The organism is Limnochorda sp. L945t (assembly GCF_035593305.1).
Classification (GTDB): Bacteria; Bacillota; Limnochordia; order Limnochordales; family Geochordaceae; genus Carboxydichorda; species Carboxydichorda subterranea.
Map to the genome: position 1 here is coordinate 583,936 of NZ_CP141615.1, position 20,606 is coordinate 604,541.

The 20,606-nt window shown below is 69.8% G+C and carries 17 protein-coding genes and 1 pseudogene; 10 read left to right on the top strand and 8 right to left on the bottom strand.

Going from position 1 to position 20,606, the window contains the following annotated elements; genetic code table 11:
• The first annotated feature begins 16 nt into the window (after window positions 1-16).
• Genes U7230_RS02725 through U7230_RS02750 form a run of 6 tightly spaced genes read left to right on the top strand, consistent with a single transcriptional unit; the run spans window position 17 to window position 4,954 of the window.
• Window positions 17-877, top strand: coding sequence for a branched-chain amino acid ABC transporter permease (locus tag U7230_RS02725; protein WP_324717215.1), 861 nt, complete (start codon window positions 17-19; stop codon window positions 875-877).
• Window positions 878-882: 5 nt separating this feature from the next.
• A complete protein-coding gene (locus tag U7230_RS02730; protein ID WP_324717216.1) occupies window positions 883-1,983 on the top strand; it encodes a branched-chain amino acid ABC transporter permease in 1,101 nt (366 codons plus the stop codon).
• The gene (locus U7230_RS02735; protein ID WP_324717217.1) at window positions 1,904-2,653 is read left to right on the top strand and encodes an ABC transporter ATP-binding protein; all 750 of its coding nucleotides are present in this window, start codon (window positions 1,904-1,906) and stop codon (window positions 2,651-2,653) included. Before U7230_RS02730 ends, U7230_RS02735 begins: the two co-directional genes overlap by 80 nt.
• Window positions 2,619-3,323, top strand: coding sequence for an ABC transporter ATP-binding protein (locus U7230_RS02740; protein WP_404980546.1), 705 nt, complete (start codon window positions 2,619-2,621; stop codon window positions 3,321-3,323). The genes U7230_RS02735 and U7230_RS02740 overlap by 35 nt, the downstream gene beginning before the upstream one ends.
• Before the next feature lie 52 nt (window positions 3,324-3,375).
• Window positions 3,376-4,173 carry a LamB/YcsF family protein gene (locus tag U7230_RS02745; RefSeq protein WP_324717219.1) on the top strand — a complete coding sequence of 266 codons (798 nt, stop codon included), beginning with the start codon at window positions 3,376-3,378 and terminating at the stop codon, window positions 4,171-4,173.
• Window positions 4,160-4,954 (top strand): putative hydro-lyase, encoded by a 795-nt coding sequence (locus U7230_RS02750; protein ID WP_404980621.1) that lies wholly within the window; start codon window positions 4,160-4,162, stop codon window positions 4,952-4,954. The genes U7230_RS02745 and U7230_RS02750 overlap by 14 nt, the downstream gene beginning before the upstream one ends.
• Here U7230_RS02750 and U7230_RS02755 read toward each other — a convergent pair.
• The 4 genes from U7230_RS02755 to U7230_RS02770 form a co-directional block, all read right to left on the bottom strand.
• Window positions 4,945-5,754, bottom strand: coding sequence for an alpha/beta hydrolase (locus U7230_RS02755; RefSeq protein WP_324717221.1), 810 nt, complete (start codon window positions 5,752-5,754; stop codon window positions 4,945-4,947). The two genes, U7230_RS02750 and U7230_RS02755, sit on opposite strands and share 10 nt — an antisense overlap.
• Window positions 5,755-5,789: 35 nt before the next feature.
• On the bottom strand, window positions 5,790-9,116 hold the full coding sequence (locus tag U7230_RS02760; protein ID WP_324717222.1) for an AAA family ATPase: 3,327 nt from the start codon (window positions 9,114-9,116) through the stop codon (window positions 5,790-5,792).
• Window positions 9,113-10,255, bottom strand: coding sequence for a metallophosphoesterase family protein (locus U7230_RS02765; protein WP_324717223.1), 1,143 nt, complete (start codon window positions 10,253-10,255; stop codon window positions 9,113-9,115). The genes U7230_RS02760 and U7230_RS02765 overlap by 4 nt, the downstream gene beginning before the upstream one ends.
• A 200-nt stretch (window positions 10,256-10,455) precedes the next feature.
• Window positions 10,456-10,944 carry an RDD family protein gene (locus U7230_RS02770; protein WP_324717224.1) on the bottom strand — a complete coding sequence of 163 codons (489 nt, stop codon included), beginning with the start codon at window positions 10,942-10,944 and terminating at the stop codon, window positions 10,456-10,458.
• Window positions 10,945-11,163: 219 nt separating this feature from the next.
• Between U7230_RS02770 and melA the strand changes: the two genes are divergently transcribed.
• The 4 genes from melA to U7230_RS02790 all read left to right on the top strand — a co-directional run bounded on the left by melA (window position 11,164) and on the right by U7230_RS02790 (window position 15,086).
• Window positions 11,164-12,477 (top strand): alpha-glucosidase/alpha-galactosidase, encoded by a 1,314-nt coding sequence (melA, locus tag U7230_RS02775; RefSeq protein ID WP_324717225.1) that lies wholly within the window; start codon window positions 11,164-11,166, stop codon window positions 12,475-12,477.
• A gap of 60 nt (window positions 12,478-12,537) precedes the next feature.
• Complete coding sequence (locus U7230_RS02780) at window positions 12,538-13,365, top strand: sugar phosphate isomerase/epimerase family protein (RefSeq protein WP_324717226.1); 828 nt, start codon at window positions 12,538-12,540, stop codon at window positions 13,363-13,365.
• Window positions 13,362-14,414 (top strand): Gfo/Idh/MocA family protein, encoded by a 1,053-nt coding sequence (locus U7230_RS02785; protein ID WP_324717227.1) that lies wholly within the window; start codon window positions 13,362-13,364, stop codon window positions 14,412-14,414. Before U7230_RS02780 ends, U7230_RS02785 begins: the two co-directional genes overlap by 4 nt.
• A gap of 162 nt (window positions 14,415-14,576) precedes the next feature.
• On the top strand, window positions 14,577-15,086 hold the full coding sequence (locus U7230_RS02790; protein ID WP_324717228.1) for a hypothetical protein: 510 nt from the start codon (window positions 14,577-14,579) through the stop codon (window positions 15,084-15,086).
• 15 nt (window positions 15,087-15,101) lie between these two features.
• On the opposite strand, the gene U7230_RS02795 is transcribed toward U7230_RS02790, so the two are convergent.
• The 4 genes and pseudogenes from U7230_RS02795 to fdnG form a co-directional block, all read right to left on the bottom strand.
• A complete protein-coding gene (locus U7230_RS02795) occupies window positions 15,102-16,022 on the bottom strand; it encodes a formate dehydrogenase accessory protein FdhE (protein WP_324717229.1) in 921 nt (306 codons plus the stop codon).
• A complete protein-coding gene (locus U7230_RS02800; RefSeq protein WP_324717230.1) occupies window positions 15,955-16,671 on the bottom strand; it encodes a formate dehydrogenase subunit gamma in 717 nt (238 codons plus the stop codon). Before U7230_RS02800 ends, U7230_RS02795 begins: the two co-directional genes overlap by 68 nt.
• On the bottom strand, window positions 16,625-17,551 hold the full coding sequence (fdxH, locus tag U7230_RS02805; protein WP_324717231.1) for a formate dehydrogenase subunit beta: 927 nt from the start codon (window positions 17,549-17,551) through the stop codon (window positions 16,625-16,627). Before fdxH ends, U7230_RS02800 begins: the two co-directional genes overlap by 47 nt.
• Window positions 17,552-17,567: 16 nt before the next feature.
• Window positions 17,568-20,566: pseudogene (gene fdnG / locus U7230_RS02810) on the bottom strand (formate dehydrogenase-N subunit alpha).
• Window positions 20,567-20,606: the final 40 nt, after the last annotated feature.

Consider the following 20,606-nt stretch of genomic DNA (forward strand, 5'->3'; position numbering starts at 1 on the left):
CGGGGCGGTCATCTCCATGGTCCTGGCCGACGTGCTGGTCTCGGGAGTGCTCATGGGGCTCGTCTACGCGCTGCTGGCGCTCGGGCTCACCATCATCTTCGGGGTGATGGACACCGTCAACTTCGCGCACGGCGAGTTCCTCATGATCGGGATGTACGCGGCGTGGCTCACGGCGACCTACGTCTTCCCCGACCCGCTGGCGGGGCTCCCGGTCGCTGCGGCCGTGGGAGCCCTCCTGGGGGTGGCCGCCTACGCTCTCCTGGTGCGGCGGCTCTTGCGCGGGCCGATGGTGGCGCAGCTGTTCGGGACCTTCGGCCTGATGCTTTTCCTTCGCTACGGGGCGCTCGCCGTCTTCGGGCCCAACGTGCGTTCGGTGACCCACGGGGTGCTGCTGGGCAAGCGGGTGCTGCTCGGGGGCATCGTGCTCGATGCCACGCGCCTGGCGGCGGCCGCCGGGAGCGCCGTGCTCTTCGGGCTGGTGTACGTACTTCTCCAGCGCACTCGGGTGGGGGTGGCGCTGCGGGCTACGGCGGTCAGCCGGGAGGCGGCGCAGTACATGGGCATCGATACCGAGCGCATGAACGCCCTGGGGTGGGCGATCGGCGGGGCCACGGCGGGAATGGCCGGGGCGCTGCTCACCAACTTCTATTACGTCTCGCCCACGGCCGGCACTTTGTTTGCCATGATCACGTTCACGGCGGTCGCGCTGGGCGGATTCGGCAGCGTTCCCGGGGCTTTCGTAGCCGGCATCCTGGTGGGCGTCGTGCAGATGCTGGCGGCCCAGTACGTAGCGGCGGAGCTCAAACTGGCCTTCGTCTACCTCGTCTACTTCCTGGCGGTCATGATCCGACCCCAGGGTTTGCTGGGGGTGAGGTAGCGCCCATGGGAGCCAAGGGGGCTACCGGCCCGATCAAGACCCTCCGGCTCGCCTGGTCCCTCAGCGACCGGCCACGGGCCGAGCAGATCGGCTTCGGGCTTTTCCTCGCCGCTATGCTCGCCTTCCCGTGGGTCGTGAAGGCCGGCTTCGCCCGGGCCGTGGCCGTGCAGTTCATGCTGTACGCGCTCTACGGTACGAGTTGGAACGCCATCGGCGGCTTCGGCGGGCAGGTCGACCTCGGGGCGGCCAAGAGCGTCGGTTTCGGGGCGTACGCGGTCGCGCTCTTGACGAGCACGCTCGATGCGCCCTTTTGGGCGGTCCTGCCCGTCGCCGTGGCAGCGGCGATGCTCGAGTCGTTCGTGGTGGGGGCGGCGTTGCTGCGCTTGCGGGGGCACTACTTCGCTATCGGGACGCTGGCGGTGGCGCTGGTGTGGCAGGAGCTGTTCGTCTTCTGGGAGTGGACGGGCGGCGCCCGGGGCATCAACCTGCCCATCAAGCCGGCGCCCGACTGGGCTTACTTGCAGCTCGACCCGGTAGGGTACCACTACGTGGCGCTGGGGCTGCTGCTGGCCGGGCTGCTGGTCGTCAACGGCATCCGCCGCTCCCGACTGGGATATCAGCTGCGGGCGCTGCGTGCCAACGAGGAGGCGGCGGCCAGCGTCGGGGTCGACGTCTTTGCGGCCAAGTTGAAAGCGTACGTCACGAGCGCGGCCCTGTATGCCGCCGGCGGGGCCTTTTACGCCGCCTACTTCGGATACATCGACCCGTTCTCGGTCATGCCGATGGATCTTTCGGTGATGATCGCCATGACCGCCATGCTGGGCGGGGCGGGCGCCATGTGGGGGCCGCTCATCGGCGCGGCGGTCCTGGTACCGCTCGACCGGTACCTGGGAGCCTGGCTGGGCGGGCATGGGGTACAGGGCATCGACTTCCTCGTCTACTCGGTCGTCATCATGGCCCTGGCAGCCTACCAGCCAAAGGGCGTCTGGGGGATCATCGCATCGATCGGAAAGGTACGGAGGGCCCGTGGTGCTTCTCGATGTGCAGTCGCTGGTGAAGCAGTTCGGCGGGGTCATGGCCAACGATTACCTGGATCTGTCCATTGAGGAAGGGGAGATCGTCGGGCTCATCGGCCCCAACGGGGCGGGCAAGACCACCCTCATGCACTGCATCGCCGGCTACCACCGGCCCGACCGTGGGACGGTCCGCTTCGCCGGGGTCGACATCACGGGCTGGCCTCCGCACAGGACGGCGCGGGCGGGGATTGCCCGTACCTTCCAGTCGCTGCGCACGATGGAAGGCTTGACGGTCGAGGAAAACGTCATGGTCGGGGCCTTTTGCCGTACGGACGACCCGGACCGGGCCCGAGAGGCAGCGTTGGCCCTCCTCGAGCGCCTGGATCTGGCCGGAGTGCGGGGTGCCCAGCCCCACGAGATTCCTCTGGCGTGGCAGCGCCGGGTCGAGCTGGCGCGGGCACTTGCCACCCGGCCGAGGCTGCTGATGCTGGACGAGGCGGCGGCAGGCTTGAGCCCGGAGGAGATCCGGGCCTTCGAGCAACTCCTGCGTGCCCTGCACCGGGAGCTCGGCCTGACGCTCATCGTCGTGGAACACGTGATGGATTTCGTGATGAGCCTGGCAGGCCGGGTCGTGGTGCTGGCGAGCGGTCGCAAGATTGCCGAAGGGCGGCCGGAGGAGGTGGCCCGGGACGAGCAGGTCATCGAAGCCTACCTCGGGGGGAGCTATGCTCGAGGTCCGGCACATCTCGGTGGAGTATGACGGGGTGCCGGCGCTGCACGACGTCTCCCTGGAGGTGCGCCGGGGAGAGCTCGTGGCGCTGGTCGGGAGCAACGGGGCAGGGAAGAGCACCACCCTCAAGACCATCGCCGGCGCGCTCCACCCGGTGAGGGGGGAGGTGCGGTTCGAAGGGACTCCCCTCTCCCGCAAGGGGACGCCCGAGGTGGTGCGCATGGGCATCACCTACGTGCCGGAGGGGCGGATGGTCTTCGGGCCGTTGACCGTCGAGGAAAACCTGCGCCTGGGCGCGTTCTCCGTGGGCGGGGGGCCCGAGACGGAGCAGCAGCTCGAACGGGTCTACGATCTGTTCCCCCGGCTTCGCGAGCGCCGTCACCAGCGGGCCGGGACGCTCTCGGGCGGGGAACAGCAGATGGTGGCCATCGGGCGCGGGCTCATGGCCCGGCCCAAACTGCTGATGCTCGACGAACCCTCGCTCGGGCTCATGCCGAAACTGGTCGAGGAACTCTTCGCGGTCGTTGCCCGGTTGCGCGACGAGGGCCTCACCATCCTGCTCGTCGAACAACGGGCCCGAGAGGCGCTGCGGCTGGCCGACAGGGGCTACGTGCTCCAGACGGGGCGTACCGTCGTGCAGGGGAGGGGGCCGGAGCTCCTGGCCTCGGAGGCGATGCGGCGTGCCTTTCTGGGCGTTTGAGCGTGAGACGGCGCTCCGCCGGGTAAATGGCCGAGGAGAGGGGTGAGGAGGGTTGGGCGGAAGCCTGGTCGACCTCAACTGTGACATGGGGGAGAGCTTCGGGGCGTGGCAGATCGAGCCGGGGGAGACGGTGCTTGGCCACGTCTCCTCGGTCAACCTGGCCTGCGGCTACCACGCCGGTGACCCCCTCGTCATGGAACGCACCGTGGCCCGCTGCAAGCAGCACGGCGTTGCGGTGGGAGCGCATCCCGGCTACCCGGACCTGATGGGCTTCGGCCGGAGGGAGATGCAGCTGAGCCCGGCCGAAGCGAGGGCGTACGTGATCTACCAGGTGGGCGCGCTCAAGGCCTTTTGTGAGGCCGCCGGCGTCCCGCTCCAGCACGTGAAGCTGCATGGCGCCTTCTACAACGCGGCCTCCGACGACGATCGCCTGGCGTCGGCCGTCATCGAGGCTCTGCTGGCCCTGCGCTCCTGGGGCCTGATCGTGCTGGCCCGTTCCGGGTCGCTCTTTGCGCGGCGGGCCCGGGAAGCGGGGCTCACCGTGGCGGAAGAGGTGTTCGCCGATCGGGCCTACAACCCCGACGGCACGCTGGTCTCCCGCCGCCTTCCCGGGGCCGTGCTGCACGACCCGGCCGAGGTGGCGCGACGGGCGGTGCAGATGGCGACGCAAGGATGGGTGGCGGCCGTCGACGGCACGCCGGTACAGCTGCAGGTCGACTCCATCTGCGTGCACGGCGACAACCCCGAGGCGGCGGCCAGCGTGGAGCGGATGGCCCGGGAGCTGCGGGCCGCCGGCGTCCGGATCGCGCCCCTGCGGGAGGTGGCAGGCCGTGAGCCTGCGGGCCGTTGAAGCGTTCGGCGGGCCACGGGAGGCCCGGCAGGCCATCCGGGAGGGGCGGTGGACAGGGCCCACGGCAGGCCTGTGCCCGGGGTACGCGCAGGCCAACCTGGTCGTCCTGCCCCGCCAGTTTGCCTGCGATTTCCTGCTTTTCTGCCAGCGCAACCCCAACCCGTGCCCGCTCCTGGAGGTGACCGACGCCGGCTCGTGGGAGCCGCGGCGACTGGCACCGGGCGCGGATCTGCGCACGGACGTGCCGAGGTACCGCATCTACCGTGACGGACGCCTCGAAGGGGAACCCACGGACGTCCTGGATCTCTGGCGGGACGACCTGGTGGCCTTTCTCTTCGGGTGCAGCTTCACGTTCGAACGGGCGCTCCTCGAGGCGGGCGTACCGGTCCGCCACCTGGAAGAGGGCAAGAACGTTCCCATGTACGTGACCAACCGGGCCTGCGACCCCGCCGGCATTTTCCGCGGCCCGCTGGTGGTGACGATGCGCCCCATCCCGGTGGAGCTCGTGCCGCGGGCAGTGCAGGTGACGGCGCGCTTTCCCGGGGCGCACGGGGCGCCGGTGCACGTCGGCGACCCGGCGGCCCTCGGCATCCGGCGCCTGGAGCGTCCGGACTTCGGCGACGCGGTGACGGTTCGCGACGGGGAGATGCCCGTCTTCTGGGCGTGCGGGGTGACGGCGCAGGCGGTGGCGCTCGAGAGCAAAGCGTCGCTGATGCTCACCCACGCGCCCGGGCACATGTTCATCACCGACCGGAAGGACGCCGACCTCTCTTACGACTGAGGCGCGGGCAGCAGGTGCCGGCGCAGCCAGGCGACGGTCGTCTCGATGACCTGATCCGTCCACTCGCCCCGGTTATAGGTGTGGTCGGCGCCGGCCACCTGGTGCAGGGTCTTGTCGCGGGTGGGAAAGGCCGCGAAGTAGAGCTCGGCGTCGGAGGGCGGTACGGCCTCGTCCCGCGTGCCGTGCACCAGCAGGACGGGGCCCGGGTACCGGGCCGCCGCATCCAGGGGCCGGTGGCGGGGGAGGTCGTCCACGAAGCCCTGGCCGATCAGGTTACCCGCCCGGTCGTAGTGGCCCCGGTACATGATGACGCGGGGCTGGTCGGGAGCCTGGGTGGCCATGTGCCGGGCGATGCGCAGGGGGTCGGCGACGGCGCTCCAGAGCACGAGCGCTGCCACGTCGCCGTCTCTCTCGGCCGCCAGAGTGGCCACCGCCCCGCCCATGCTCATGCCGAGCAGTGCGACGGGCCGGCCCACATGGCTCCGGGCGTACGCGAGGGCAGCCAGCGCGTCCGTGATCTCGCCGCTCAGCGTCATCTCCTCGAACTCTCCCTCGGAGTCGCCGGAGCCCCGGAAGTCGAACCGCAGGGCCGCCATGCCCGCCTTGGCCATCGCCCGTGCCGCCTTGACGAACAGCCGGTGGTTTTCGGCCTTGTGGCCGCCGAAACCGTGGCACAACACGACGGCGGGCGGCCGCTCGTCGGCCCCGCCCGGCGGCCGGTGCACGATTCCGATGAGCTGCTGCCCTTCCACCACGATCCGGATGGGCTCTTCCTCGATCCTTCCTGGTGATGCCGGCAAGGCGTGATCCCGATCCTTTCTACGGCCGTCTCGCTTCACGCCGAGCGCCGCACCGGCGTACCCCACTCGGCGAAGTCGGGCCGGTGGCTGAGCAGCAGCACCTGGCGCTCCCGGCCCAGGGCGACGAGCGTCTCCCGGATGTGCCGCAAGCGCTCCTCGTCGCAGTTGAGGAACGGGTCGTCGAACACGAACGGCAGAGCGAGCTGCGACGCCATCAGCGCTGCCACGGCCAGTCGCAAGGCGAGGTAAAGCTGATCCTGGGCCCCCTTGCTGAGCTGGGCAGGGTGCACCTCGGCGCCGTCCGGCTCCACCACGGTGACGCCGAACGACTCGTCCAATTTGACGCGGCGGCCCTCTTGCCCGGTGAACGCCGCGAAGTAGGCGCCCGCCACCTCCTCCAGCCGGCCCCGGTGCGTGGACTGGAACTCCTGGACGGCCTGCTCGATCTCCTGGTAGGCCAGGGCCAGGGCGCGGGCCTCCAACCAGAGGGCCTCCTTCTGGCGGTGGAGCTCCCGGAGTTGCAGCTCCGCCGCCGCCACGTTGAGGGGCTGTTGTCCCATGATCTCGGCCTGGCGGGTGCGCAGGCGATCCACCGACTCCTCGAGCTCCCGCAGCCGTGCGCCGGCCTGGCCGATCTCCCGGTCGAGCTCCTGCAGTTTCTCCGAGGCGGCCCCCACGTCAGAGACCAGTTGGGGGGAAGGTAGGCCCGGGTGGTCTCGCACGAGCTTTTCGAGCGCCTGCAAGGTCGCCACGGCTGCGTCGTCGGCCTGGTCCAGTTTGGCCGATAGCTCGTCGACGCTCTCGACCCCACGCGTCTTCAGGATGGCCTGCAGCGAGCGGCGGTCGGTCTCGATCTGCCGGACGTGCTCCCGGCAGGCCTGCAGGCGCTGCAAGGCGACGGCCGCGTCCCCTCCCGAGCCTGCCAGCACCGCGCTCAGCGCCTCGCGCAAGGAGAGGCTCTCTGAGCGCAGCCGCTCCGCTTCGGCCTCGTAGCGCGCCACCTGCTCTTCCAGCGTGCGCGCCCGGGTCAGCTCGGTCTCCTGGGTGCGGGCGAGCCACTGGAGCAACGCTCCGGGCTCCGAAGGGGCCGACTCCCACAGTTGCCGCTCGATCTGGGGGGCGGCCCAGAAAGGCGACTCCAGCCGGGAAAGCCGCTCGACGAGCTCCTTCACCGTAAGCGGTGCCGCCCCGTCGCCTTCCCGCAGGCGGCCCTCGAGCTCGGCCCACAGGGGGCCGGCCTCGGCGCACGGCCTCTCTTCGCCGACGGAAGGGGCGGAGAAGTGGGCGGCGTGGAGCGCATCCAGGTCGGCCGCAAGTCTCTCCCGGGCCTTTCGCGACTCCTCCCACCGGCGAAGGGCCTGCGAGACGTCGGAGAAGCGGTCCGTGAAGGGCCGCAACCGCTCTTCGAACCTTTGCCACTCCTCTTGCGCCCGGGCTGCATCGTCTTCCAGCCTGGCCACCGCTTCCTGCGACGGGAGCCTGCGCCGCTCCTGTTCGAGCTCCGCCAGGGCCCGCTGCCATTCGCCCCAGCGCGCTCTGACCTGGGCAAGGTAGACTCGGGTCGCACCGGCAAGGGCGCCCAGACGCCGATCCAGCTCGCCCATTTCCCGGGAAAAGCCTGCCAGTTGCTCTTCAATCACCGGCAGGCGGGAGAGGTCCCCTGCCGCCCGGCTCTCGGCCGGCCGTCGCCCGGTGACCACCGCTGCGACCACGCCGAGGACCAGCGCTCCGGCGGCCGCCGCCACGGCTGACTGCTCCGGGCCGGCGCCCAATCCCCACCGGCCGGTCGCGAAGCCGAGCCCCAGCCCGGCCAGTACGGCGGCCGCGATGAACAGCCGCGCCCGGCGCCGGCGTCGCCGCTCGGCCTCCCGGACGGCGGCCCATTTCGACCACTCCCGCTGGGCCTGCTCCTGGCGGTCGCTCAGCTCCAGCTTGCGTTCGATGACGGGCGCCAGCTCCGGCTCGAGCGCCGAGACCTCCTCGAAGGCTTTCCGGATCTGGGAGGCCCGGTCTTCCACCTGCCGGATGCTCTCCCGGGCGCGCTCGAGCGCCGAAGTCGCCTCCTGCACCCGGGCGCGTAACCGGGCGCGCTCGGCCACGTGGTTACGCACGAGCTCCAGAGTCTCCGGGTCGGCCCGGTCGAAGGCGTCCAGCGACACAAGCTCGCTTTCGACCTGCTCCAGGCGCTCGGCCAGGAGGGTGCGCCTGCGCCAGATGGCCAGCGCCGCCCGCCCCTTCGCCTGGTCGACGTCGCGCCGAAGGCCGGCCAGGGTGAAGCCGAGCCCGGCGAGCTCTTGCTCCAGGGTATGGAGGCGCTCGATCTGCCGGGCGTCCTGGTCGGAGAGCCCGGCCAGTTCGGGCCACTGCTCCTGAAGTTGCCGTTGGGCCTCGGCGATGCCCGCCGCAAGCTGCGAAGCCTGCTCCACGTTCTTGCGCAGTTCCTGGCGGTCCCGGATCCGGGCCTGGTACCCTTCGGCCAGGCGGCGCCACTCCTGCCAGGCCTGCCGGGCTTCTTCGGCCCGCTGGAGCCTCGCCTGCAGGTCGCCCCGCTCCTGGACGGCACGGGCAAGCTCCTGCTGGACCTGCTGGAGCTCGTCCGCCTGCCGGCGCCCCTGCTCGAGGGCCTGCTGCAGGGCGGCGGCGCGAGCCTCCAGGATCTCCACTTCCCGGTCCTTGTCGTCGTTTTGCGCACCGACCCCCAGGTCGGCCTTGCGCCGGGTGAGGGACCGCAGTTGCCCGAGCAGCGCCTGCAGCGCCGCATCGTAGGCGCCGGTGCCTGCCCCGGACAAGAGCCGCCGCACCTCCTCCGACAGCACCGGCTGCTTCGGGTCGGAGGGATCGGGGAGCGGCTGTTGGACGCAGAAGGTCTGAAGGAAGAGCTCCCGGGAGGCCATCCCCACCAGCTGCAGCAATCGTTGCTGAAAGCGGGCGTTGGGGCGGCGCCCGGCCGGGTTGTGGGTCGTCTCGAGCTCGGTGGTGGCCTGCCCCTTGCCGTCGAGACGCTGCAGCCGCACCCGGTGGTTGTCGAAGCTGCGGGCGAGCCGGTAGCGCACGCCGTCCACGCCGGTGAACTCGAGCACGCCCTCGAAGCGGGAGGGGTTGTCGCGGTTGCGGTAGCGAGCCTGGCCGAACGCCCTGGGGTTGGATGAGCCCGGCAGTCCGAACAGCACGGCCGAGATGCCCGCCACGATGGTCGACTTGCCCCACTCGTTGGGGGCCACGAGTACCCCCAGACCATCCGGGAGCTCGACCTCGACGCCGTCCCGGAACGGCCCGAAGCCCCGCAGGACGATCCGGTGAAAGCGCAGGGGCGAGGCCGGCCGAACGGGCGCCGGCGCTGGCAGGGCCGGGGCGCTGTTCACGGCGCACCCCCTCCGCTCAGCGCGTGGACGCCGCGACGCAGCGCCTTGACGACGAGCCGCCGCTCTTCGTCGCCGGTGGCCTGCTCCAGGCGGCGGCGCATGCGCCGGATGAAGGTGCCGAGGATGGTGGGCTGGGATGCCCACCGGTCGAGGAGGGCGTCCGACACGGTCTCGGTCTGGTCCTCGATGCTCAAGTGGTAGAAACGGTCGGCCAGCGAGGCGGCCAGGGCATCCACGTCGAGTTCGAAGGGAAGCGCCCCCGTGAGGCGCACCCGGAGGATCCGTTCCGGGCCGCCCATCCCCACGAGAGCGGTCTCCAGGGCGGCCGGATCGTCGAAACGTCCCGCGTCCACGGTCACCGTCTCGGCAACCTGGGCGGGAGCGGGCGGGCGCTCGATGCGGGCGGTGAAGTGGCCCGGGGCGCCGCCCAGCTCGACCACGGTCCAGTGGCCGACTCCGGGATCCTCGAAGTCCTTGCCCTCGACCGCTCCGCAGTAAACGGCCGTCGTCCGGCCGAGCCGGTGCTCCCGGTGCTGGTGGATGTGGCCGAGGGCGACGTAGTCGTACCCTGCCGCGCCCAGCGCCTCGGGGTCGAGGGGCAGGCTGCGCTCGCCGCCCCAGTCGCCGAGCACCCCGTGAAAGACGCCCAGGTGGAGCCCGGGCTCGTCCGTCTTGGGAAACTGGGCAAGCGGGCGCTGGGCGGGTGTGAGGCCTCCGGTGTAGGCGAGCCCGTACACGTGCACCGGGACGCCCGCCACGGTGAGGGTCGTGACGTGAGCGGGGAAAGGGTGCTGGACGAGGACGCCCGGCCACCGGTCGGCCCACCGCCGGTAGATGGAGTTATGGTAGGTGATCTCGTCGTGGTTGCCGGGCACCGTCACGACCGCGATACCGGCCTCGACCAGACGCCCGAGCTCCCGGACGGCCGACGCGGCGAGCGCCTCATCCGGGGTGTGGGTCTCGAAGAGATCCCCCGCGATGACGACCATCCCGATGCGGTGCTCGGGCCTCAGGCTCCAGTCGACCGCCGCCCGGAGCAACGCGTCCCGGCGCCGCTTGCGCTCCGCCCTCCGGGGCTCCGGCATGAAGGATGGCGTCCATCCGAGATGCAAATCGGCGAGGTGCAGCAGGCGCAGCATGCCCGTCCCCCTTTCCCGCCTCCTCGGGCCTATTACGCCGGGAGAGGGGGACACTTCCTCCGCAGGAAAAGCACGCAATCGGGCGGGTGGCGGCGAAGGGTACCGGATTGCGCCGGAGCCTGTCGGGGCATGGACATTGCCCCGGGTTGCCGGTCACACGGCCGACCCGGGGCGCTCGTTACTGGTGGCTTGAGACGGATTCACGTTCCAGGAGCCCGCTCGACGACGTAGGTACTGGCCAGCTTGTCGTGCCAGCCCTGCCGCTCGCGGTCGAATAGGATCCAGAGATAGCCCAGCGAGAACAGCAGACCTGACAATACCTTGCCGATCCACTCCCTCACCAGCATGGTTCCAAAGCCCGCACGCCTGCCGTCTTGCTTGACCACGAACATGCCCAGGAGTTGCTTGCCTGGACTCGTACCCTTGGCGAACGTGATGAGCGCCCAGATGGGGTAACCGATCATGACGATCAGGGCAAGGATACCCCAGAACCCATGCTGGATACCGGCGGCCACAAAAACGAAGACCCACGCTGCGATGGGAAACACGAAATCCAGCACGTACGCTCCCAGCCGCTTTCCCGGGGAGGCTAGCCGGCCGATAGTAGGATCGATGACGTTGGTAGCGCAAATGGTGCACCAGCGCGTCCCCGCGGGCAGTTCGGCGTGACACGACGGGCAAGAAGTCATGCTACCCCCCCCTGTCCCGATGACAGCCCAGCTTGGGTACGACGGCCCGCGTTCAGGTAATCGGAAACTGTTCGCTCTACCTTTATGAGCGACCACATCAGACCGCAAGGTCTCCCCGAGGATCTCCCGGCGTACGTAGGGGACTGCCGGTGGCAGGACGAATCCCCCGCTGGCCTCCGAGTATCCGCGGCAACAGAGGCAGGGGGGCGACCCACCGGTATGGCGAAGGTGACCTTCATCGGGGCCGGCTCGACCGTCTTCGCGAAAACCTTGATGGGCGACCTTTTGAGCTTCCCGGAGCTGGACGGGCTGGAGCTCTCGCTCATGGACATCGACCCCGAGCGCCTGGCGGTGACGGAGACCGTGGCCCGCCGGTTGGCCGAGACGATGGGCCGGCACCTCACCGTCACCGCGACGACCGATCGCCGCCGGGCCCTCGACGGGGCCGGCTACGTGATCTCCATGATCCAGGTGGGCGGCTACCGGCCGGCGACCGTGATCGACTTCGAGATCCCCAAGAAGTACGGCTTGCGTCAGACGATTGGCGACACCCTGGGGATCGGCGGGATCATGCGGGCGCTTCGCACCATCCCCGTGCTCGTCGACATCGCCCGCGACATCGAGGAGCTTTGCCCGCAGGCGCTCTTCATCAACTACGCCAACCCCATGGCCATGAACCAGTGGGCCTTGAGCCGCGCCGTCCCTGCCGTCCGGACGGTGGGCCTGTGCCACAGCGTTCAGGGTACGGCTCGCCAGCTGGCGCACGACCTGGGCATTCCCTACGAGGAGCTCACCTACCTGTGCGCGGGCATCAACCACATGGCCTTCTACCTGCGGCTGGAGCACAACGGCGAAGACGTCTATCCCCGGCTGCGGCGGCTCGTCGACGAAGGCCGGGTGCCCGAGTGGAACCGGGTCCGCTACGACATGATGATGCGGCTCGGCTACTTCGTCACCGAGTCGAGCGAGCACTTCTCGGAGTACGTACCCTACTTCATCCGCCGGGATCGGCCCGATCTCATCGAACGCTACCGCATCCCGCTCGACGAGTACCCTCGCCGCTGCGAGGAGCAGATCGCCGGATGGCAGGAGCTGCGCCGCTCCCTCGAGCACGGGACGCTGCCGGCCGTGTACCTGTCCGGAGAGTACGCCCCGCTCATCATCCACAGCATGGAGACGGGGACGCCCCGGACGGTGTACGCCAACGTGCCCAACCGGGGGCTCATCCCCAACCTGCCGGACGACTGCGTGGTCGAGGTGCCCTGCCTGGTCGATCGCACCGGGGTGCAGCCCACCCGCGTCGGGGCGCTCCCGGTCCACCTGGCGGCCTTGATCCAGACCAACGTCAACGTGCAGGCGGTAGCCGTCGAAGCTGCCCTCACGGGCAAACGGGATCACGTGGTCCACGCGGCCATGCTGGATCCCCACACGGCCGCCGAGCTCACCCTCGACGAGATCACCGCGATGGTCGACGAGCTGCTCGATGCGCACCGCGACTGGCTGCCCCAGTTCCGGCAGCCGGGCGGTCGCTGAGCGCAGCAGGAAGAGGGCACCGGGAGAAGGGCAACAGCAGAAGGGATGGGAGGCAGGGGCATGGGGCGGTTGGGGTTCATCACCGACCTGTCCGAGGAGGACTTCCGGTTCGCCGCGGACGAAGGGCTCGTCGTCGAGTACAACGTCAACGACGAGACCATCGACGGGTTCCTGGCGAAAGAGGAGACGATCAGCCGCTACGAGCAGGAGTACGGCGTCGCCTTCTCCGCCATCGGGCGCTTCGGGCGGGACCGGATCTCCGACGACCCGGCCGTGCGCAACCGGGAAGAGGCTTCGGCGATTGCGCTCATGGAGTGGTGTGCGCGGCACCGGGTGCCGACGTTCGTCTGCGGGGCGGGGCCCGCGGCAGGCAGGAGCATGGAGGAGTGCGCCCGGCGCGCCGTCGACGTCTTCGGCCGGCTGGTCGAGGTCGGGCGCCGGCTGGGGGTGCGGGTCGCCGTCTACAACTGCGACTGGGGCAACTGCGTGGATCGGCCGTCGATGTGGGAGAAGGTGCACGGCGCCCTTCCCGGCCTCGGCATCAAGTACGATCCGTCTCACGCCATCTACGGCGGCCGCGACTACCTGGCCGAGGCGGCCGCGTGGGGGCACCGGTTCGTCCACTTCCACGCCAAGGACTCCCTGCCCGTCGGGGGCAAGCGGTTCACCGACCCGCCGGCGGGCATGGGGGTAACCGCCTGGGGCCCGCTGCTCGCCCTCCTGTACCACCACGGCTATTGGGGGGACATCATCATCGAACCTCACGCCGAGCCATGGGTGCGGACGCTGCGCTACCCGGGCATCCGGATCGCCCGGCGAACGCTGGAGCCCTTCCTGATCGACGCCGGCACAACGGACCCGGCCGGGAAGGGGGGCGGGCGCGCATGAGCGGCCGGCCCATTCGCGTGGGGATCATCGGCGCCGGAGGCATCGCCACGGGCGCCCATATCCCTGGCTACCAGGCGCTCGGCGACCAGGTGGAGCTGGTGGCCGTCGCGGACGTCGACGGCGAGCGGGCCCGCAGGGTGGCCGCAGAGTTCGGGTTTGCCCGCAGCTACACCGACTACCACGAGATGCTCGCGCAGGAGACGCTGGATGCGGTGAGCGTTTGCACGCCCAACAAGTTCCACGCTCCGGCCACCATCGCCGCCTTGAGGGCCGGCTGCCACGTGCTGTGCGAGAAGCCGCCGGCAACGACCGTGCTCGAGGCTCAGGCCATGCGCGAGGCGGCCGCCGCGGCGGGCAGGATCCTCACGTTCGGCTTCCACATGCGCTTCAAGTCCGAGGCTCAGGCGGCCTACCGGTTCGTAGCGGCCGGCGAGCTGGGGGAGATCTACGCCGGGCGGGTGACGGCCATGCGGCGCCGGGGCATCCCGAGCTGGGGAGTGTTTACCAACAAGGCGCTGCAGGGCGGCGGGCCGCTCGTGGACATCGGCGTGCACGTGCTCGACCTGGCCCTGTGGCTCATGGACTACCCGCAACCGGAGACGGTGCTGGGCGCGACCTTCCAGAAGCTGGGTACCCGCCCGGGGGTCGCCCCCTGGGGCCCGTGGGACTGGCAGCACTATGAGGTCGAAGACATGGCCCACGCCATGATCCGGTTCGCCAACGGGGCGAGCCTGCTCCTCGAGACCAGCTTTGCAGCGAACATCGAGCCGATGGACGAGATGAACGTCCGCCTGCAGGGCACCGAGGGCGGGCTCACGCTGCAGCCGTTGCGCATCCACCGGGAGGCACACGAGACGCTGGTCGACGTGACGCCGGCGTGGCTTCCCACGGTGAAGCCGCACCATGCCGAGGTGGCCCACTTCGTGCGGTGCATCCGGGGCGAGGCGCAACCGCTGAGCACTCCCGACCAGGCGGTGGCGCTGCAGCAGATCGTCGACGCCATCTACCAGTCGGCCGAGACCCGCACGCCGATCCGGCTGGTGGCGTGAGCCGACCGATCGAGCACCACAGGGAACAGGCCGGGACGGATGCCTCCTCGTTTCCGGGAGTGGTAACGACCCCCATAAGCCGGGGAACGCCCCCGAACCGCGTGAGAGGGAATGCACATGCCTACCATTCTCACGCATTGTGTCGGAGGTGGAATCCGGCTCATGGCGGACAAGAGGATCGGCTTCGTCGTGGGGACCGTCCTGGCCCTGGCGTTGGCCGGGGGAGTCGCATCCGCTCGGGAACTGAGCGTCACCCTCAACCTGTGGCCTTCCCTTTACAGCGTGGAGGTGACGACCCCGGTCAGCCCGAACGTGGAACTCGGCGGGGGGGCCTACTTCCGGCGGCTTGGGGACCGCACGGAGGAGCCCGGTTACCTTCCGAGCAAGTTTACATATCTGGACGCAAGGCTCGGGGCCGTCCTGGGGTACCGCCTGGCTCCGAGGCCCGAGATTCGGCCGTTCCTGGTCGCGGGGCTTGCTTACGTGCAGCAATACGATGAGCGAGGAGTCGGGTATCAGGTCGGCCTGGGCGCGGATTTCCCCATCAAGGGCCGGCTGTCGTTGACGGGCGGAGTCGGTTTCACCGGCTACCGTGTTTGGTCTCGGACCCTCACGAGGGACAGGCACGACCTGTACACCGTAGTCGGCCTGCGCTACGCCTTCAGCCTTTGAAAGGCTCGGGGCCATCTACACGCCCGCCAGGTTGACCGAGGGCTTCGAGAGCCCCTGACCCCGGGCGAACAGGTCCAGCGAGACGGTGGCGAGGTCGTCGACGGGCGGGACCACCCGCCCGTCGACGCGCAGATCGAAGACCTTGAGATACCCCCGGCACCGCTCGCACACGTCGAGCCGCACGTGTGAGGCGCCTTCCGGCTGGAGCTGAACGAGGGTGCCGGTCGCACCGCACAGCATGCAGCGCATGCGGGCGTACCGCCACGCCGAGTGGCACAGGGAGCAGTGGAGGAAAAGTGCGCCCTCGCCGCCCTCCACGTCCACCAGATAGCCGGCCTGGGGCGGCGCTCCGCAGACAGGGCAGGAGGTGGCGTACCAGGAGCCCCTTGGCCCGTGATGCGGCACGTGGGCTCGCAGCAGCCGGGCCGCCGCCTCTTCCAGGAAGGGCTCCAGGAACAGGCGGGCCAGCATGGCTTCGGCCGGGTCCACGGCGCCGTCTCCTGCGGCCCCGTCCCATGCGGCAACGCCCAGCACGCCCGGCGCCCCCGTGGCCACCAGGCGCCCGAGCACGGTCTTTTGAGTCTCGAGGCCGCCCCCGAGGAGCCGCCGTGCCGCCCGGGCCAGGGGCTCGGGCCCCTGGCGTTCGGCCAGCGCCAGAAGCAGGCGGAAGCGGTGGACGGGCAACGCGCCCACCGGCAACCCACCGGCCGGGTCGCGAGACAGCCGCATGGCCTCCTGCAGGGTTTCGAGCAACCCCGCCCCCGGGCCGTTCCCGTTCCCGGCATGCCGGGCGAGCGCCTCTTGGACGCTCACCACCTCGGCGTAGAAGGCGAGCGCCGGCGCGATCTGCGGGTCGGCCTCGGCCAGCTCAGCGGCCCTTTGGCGGCGCTGCTGCCATGTCCACGGCGGAGGCAACACGTGCGGGCTCAGGGGCATGCGTGGCCTCCTTCGCCTCGATCTCCCGGTACCAGCGGGGGTGGTGAAAGCGCGCCCAGTACCGGGGGATCCGCCCGTGCGTCATGGTCTCGAAGGTCCCGGGCAGCGCGATGGTGGCCATGTAGACGTGCAGGATGATGAGCGCGACGTACCCGGCCGCCACCAGGCTGTGCACGGGATAGGCGAGCAGCATCACCCGCGTCCCGCCGTAGCGCGCCGGGTTGCACATGAAGATCCCGGTGGCCACCTCCAGCACGCCGAGCGCCAGCACGGTCCAGAAGAGGAGCTTCTGCCCGGCGTTGAACCGCCCCGCCTCCACCGTCTCGCCGCCGTGGGTGACGTACGCCGACACCCGGCGCAGCCACAGCCAGTCGAGCCGGTCGAGCACCATCTGGCGCGCCCACGTGGCGACCATGACGACGAGCGACACGGCGAAGACCATGCCGGCCCACGGATGCAGCCACCGGGCCGGCGTGCCGCCGCCGAACAACGACGTCAACCAGAACAAGCCGGGCATGTACAGCCCCATCCCCGTGAGGGCCGCCACGATGAACGAGAGCGCCACCAGCCAGTGGACGATGCGCTCGAAGAGGCTGAAGCGCTCAATCCTTCCGGTGTGGTTGGTCGCCCTGCCCGCTCTGCCGCCCAACGCTCGTCACCTCCCGCCTGCCGCCGTCCTCCTTGTCGCCCTCGGCCCATGTCGGGCCGTACGTCAGGTAATGCAGGGCCGTCCCCACCAGCCCGACGCCCATCACCATGCTGCCGATGGTCTTGAGGATGCCTTTCCAGGCGTGGACGGCCGGCGAGACCTGCGGATCCTTCGGGAGCCCGTACTGCTCCACCGCGTCGCCGTGGGGCAGCACGTAGATGACGTGCGTTCCGCCGACGCCCTGGGGGCTGTAGACGGCCGCGTTGGCGTATCCCCGCTGCTTGAGCCGTTCCGCCGAGGTCCGGGCCCGTTCCAGCATCTGGTCTTTGGGCCCGAACTGGATGGCCCCCGTCGGGCAGGTCTTGGCGCAGGCCGGCTCGAGCCCGGCGCTCACCCGGTCGACGCACAGGTTGCATTTGTACACCTTGCCGGTCGTGGCCGAAAGCCTCGGCACGTCGAACGGGCAGCCGGTGATGCAGTACCCGCACCCGATGCAGGCGTCCTGGTTGAAGTCGACGATGCCGTTGGCGTACTGCACGATGGCGCCCGGCGACGGGCAGGCCGCCAGGCAGCCGGGGTCCTCGCAGTGCATGCACTGGTCTTTGAGCATGAGCCACTGCAGCCGCCCGTCGATCTCCACCTCGTGGAACCGGATGAGGGTCCACGTCTGGGCCGACAGGTCCTCGTGGCTCTGGTAACTGCCGAAGTTGTGCGTCGGCTCGGGCGGGAGATCGTTCCACTCCTTGCAGGCGACCTCGCAGCCCTTGCAGCCGATGCAGCGCGACACGTCGATGAGCTTGGCGACCGGCTGCACCTCGCTGACCCCGGGCGGGGGGCTCGACGAGGCGGAGACCCGCTTGAGCGAAAGCACGTTGGCCATGGCCGTTGCCCCCGTCCTACGCCTTTTCCACGGCGACCAGGAAGCCCTTGAACTCCGGCGCCCTCGTGTTGGCGTCGCCGGCGTCCGGCGTCAGCAGATTGGCCATGGGTCCCACCATCAGGCCCCGGAAGCCCCAGTGGATGGGGATGCCGATCTGCCACACCTGGCGACCGTCGACCGTCAGCGGGCGGAGCCGCCGGGTCACGATGGCCACTCCCACCACCTCGCCGCGGGCCGAGCGGACCCGCACCTTGCCGCCGTTTTGGACCCCTTCTCCCGGGCGAGCCCCTCGGGGATCTCGACGAAGAACTCGGGCATGGCTTCCACCAGGTACGGCACCCACGACGTGACGAAGTGCTCGTGCTCGACGACCCGGTACGTCGTCGCCACCACCGGGAACGCGTCGGGCTTACCGACGAGCGACAGGTCGCTCTGGTAAACCGGGGCGACGGGGTCGCGGGGTACCTCGGGATGCAGCGGGTTGGCGATGGGCGACTCGAGGGGCTCGTAGTGCTCGGGGAACGGGCCGTCCACCATGCCCCGGGCGAACAGCCGGCCGACCCCTTCCTCTGCCATGATGAACGCCCCCAGCCCCTGGGAAGGCGCGGCGGTGGCCGGGTAGTCGGGAACGTCGCCGGCCCAGCGGCTGCCGTCCCACACGATGCCGGGCCGCATGGGGTCCCACGGGCGCCCCTCCGCGTCGGCCGACGCCCGGTTGTACAACACCCGGCGGTTGGCCGGCCAGGCGAAGGCCCACTCGTGGAAGAAGCCCATCCCGGTCGGGTCGTCCAGGCCCCGGCGGGCCATCATGTTGCCTTTCTCGGTCCAGATGCCGGTGTAGATCCAGTTGCCGCCCGTCGTGCTGCCGTCGGCCTTCATCTGCGCGAAGGAGTCGAGGAGCTTGCCGGTGGTCAGGTCGTACCCGTTGATCTCCTTCGCGAGGTCGGCCTCGGAAGGCTCCTGGGGGTTGGCGTAGTGCATGGTGAGGTGGAGGATGGGATCGGGGAACGCCCCGCCTTCGGCCTCGTAGCGCTTCTTGAGCCGCTGGACGAGCCCGGCCAGGATCCACGAATCGGAGCGGATGCCGGGCTCGGGCGGCACCGCCGCCTCCTTCCATTGGATCCACCGTCCGCTGTTGGTGAACGATCCGGCCCGCTCGATCCAGTGGGTGGAGGGCAGGAAGAAGACCTCGGTCTGGATGGAGGCCGGGTCGGCGCCGTCGCGGGCCCAGAAGGAGGCCGTCTCGTTGTCGAACGGGTCGACCACGACCAGCCACTTGAGCTTGCCGAGGGCCTGCATGATCTTGTGAGTGTTGGGCCCGGCGAGCACCGGGTTGAAGCCGAAGACGACCAGGCCCTCGATCTTGCCCTTGTACATCGCGTCGAAGATGCCCAGGTAGGTGGCGTCGGTGGCCGGCTCCTTCTTGGGCAGGTAGTGGAAGGCCCACTCGTTTTCGGCCGTGGCATGGTCGCCCCACCACGTCTTGAGCAGGCTCACGAAGAAGTTGGGATAGTTGCTCCAGTAGTTGACCGCGCCGGGGTCGAGCTTGACCGGCGTGGAGGCCTTCAGGTGCTCCTCCAGCGATTGCTGGGGAGCGATCGGCATCTTCAGGTAGCCGGGGAGGCTGTCGGCCACGACGGCCATGTCGGTGGCGCCCTGCACGTTGGCGTGGCCCCGCAGTGCGTTGATGCCGCCGCCCGGGCGCCCGATGTTGCCGAGCAACAGCTGCAGGATGGCACCCGTGCGGATCATCTGGGAGCCGTGCATGTGCTGGGTCCAGCCCACCGCGTACATGATGGTGCCGACCCGTTCGGCCCGCCCGGTCGATCCGACGACCCTGGCCACGTTGAGGAAGTCCTCGACGCTGCAGCCGCTGATGCGGGCGACCGTCTCCGGCGTGTAGCGGCTGAAGTGCTGCTTGAGGAGCTGGAACACGCTCCGGGGATGCGTGAGGGTCGGGTCCTTGCGGACGTTACCCTGCTCGTCGCGCTCGTAATCCCACGTCGACTTGTCGGCGTACGCGCCGGCCGCCTCGTCGAAGCCCGAGAAGAGCCCGTCGTGGAAACCGAAACCCTCCTTGACGATGAACGAGGCGTTGGTGTGGAGCCGCACGTACTCCTCATGATAGAGCTTGTTTTCCAGGACGTAGTGGATGAGCCCGCCCAAGAACGCGATGTCGGTGCCCGCCCGGATGGGAGCGTACACGTCGGCGAGGGCCGCCGTGCGGTTGAAGCGTGGGTCGACCACCACGAGCTTGGCGCCCCGCGCCTGGGCCTCGACGACCCACTTGAAGCCGCACGGGTGGTTTTCGGCCGGATTGGCGCCCATGACCAGGATGACATCGGCGTTCTTGATGTCGCGCCAGTGGTTGGTCATGGCGCCGCGCCCGAAGGAGGCGGCCAAACTGGCCACCGTCGGGCTGTGTCATATGCGGGCCTGGTGGTCGAAGTAGTAAATCCCGAGGGCCCGGGTGGCTTTCACCAGGAGGTACGAGTCCTCGTTGTTCATGGTGGCGCTGCCGAAGACCGCCACCCCATCGGTGCGGTTGACCAGCTGTCCCTTGTCGTTGCGGGCGGTGAAGGTCCGGTCGCGGCTCGCCTTGATGCGGGACGCGACCTGGTCCATGACCCAGTCCCACGAGACGTCCTGCCAGACGTTGGAGCCCGGGGCGCGGTAGCGGGGGCCCTTGACGCGGTCCTTGCTCAGCTGCAGCTGCATGGCGCTCGCGCCCTTGGGGCAGAGGGTGCCGCCGTTGACGGGGCTATCGGGGTCGCCCTCGATGTGCACGATGGCCGGGGCGGAGTTGAGGCCGCCGGTGGTGCTGACGTGGGCGATCATGCCACAGCCGACGGCGCAGTAGGGGCAGATGGAGTGGACTTCCCGGGTCCGGGCAATCTTGAGGTCCCGGACGGCGGCCCGGGCCGGGGTCAGATCCCAGCCCCACAAGGAAGCGGTGGCCGTCCCGGCTGCCGTCGCGGCCCCCACCTTCAGCAAGTCACGGCGTGAAAGGCCCATGCCTCACCCTCCCGCTCAGCGGACGTGGCTCGACCTGGAA

Excerpts from the sequence above, each read along its gene's own strand:
- melA (WP_324717225.1), top strand. The coding sequence starts at position 11,164 with ATGGCGAAGGTGACCTTCATCGGGGCCGGCTCGACCGTCTTCGCGAAA.
- U7230_RS02770 (WP_324717224.1), bottom strand. The coding sequence starts at position 10,944 with ATGACTTCTTGCCCGTCGTGTCACGCCGAACTGCCCGCGGGGACGCGC.
- U7230_RS02790 (WP_324717228.1), top strand. The coding sequence starts at position 14,577 with ATGGCGGACAAGAGGATCGGCTTCGTCGTGGGGACCGTCCTGGCCCTG.
- U7230_RS02780 (WP_324717226.1), top strand. The coding sequence starts at position 12,538 with ATGGGGCGGTTGGGGTTCATCACCGACCTGTCCGAGGAGGACTTCCGG.
- U7230_RS02725 (WP_324717215.1), top strand. The coding sequence starts at position 17 with ATGGTCCTGGCCGACGTGCTGGTCTCGGGAGTGCTCATGGGGCTCGTC.
- U7230_RS02765 (WP_324717223.1), bottom strand. The coding sequence starts at position 10,255 with ATGCTGCGCCTGCTGCACCTCGCCGATTTGCATCTCGGATGGACGCCA.
- U7230_RS02740 (WP_404980546.1), top strand. The coding sequence starts at position 2,619 with ATGCTCGAGGTCCGGCACATCTCGGTGGAGTATGACGGGGTGCCGGCG.
- fdxH (WP_324717231.1), bottom strand. The coding sequence starts at position 17,551 with ATGGCCAACGTGCTTTCGCTCAAGCGGGTCTCCGCCTCGTCGAGCCCC.
- U7230_RS02795 (WP_324717229.1), bottom strand. The coding sequence starts at position 16,022 with ATGCCCCTGAGCCCGCACGTGTTGCCTCCGCCGTGGACATGGCAGCAG.
- U7230_RS02730 (WP_324717216.1), top strand. The coding sequence starts at position 883 with ATGGGAGCCAAGGGGGCTACCGGCCCGATCAAGACCCTCCGGCTCGCC.
- U7230_RS02785 (WP_324717227.1), top strand. The coding sequence starts at position 13,362 with ATGAGCGGCCGGCCCATTCGCGTGGGGATCATCGGCGCCGGAGGCATC.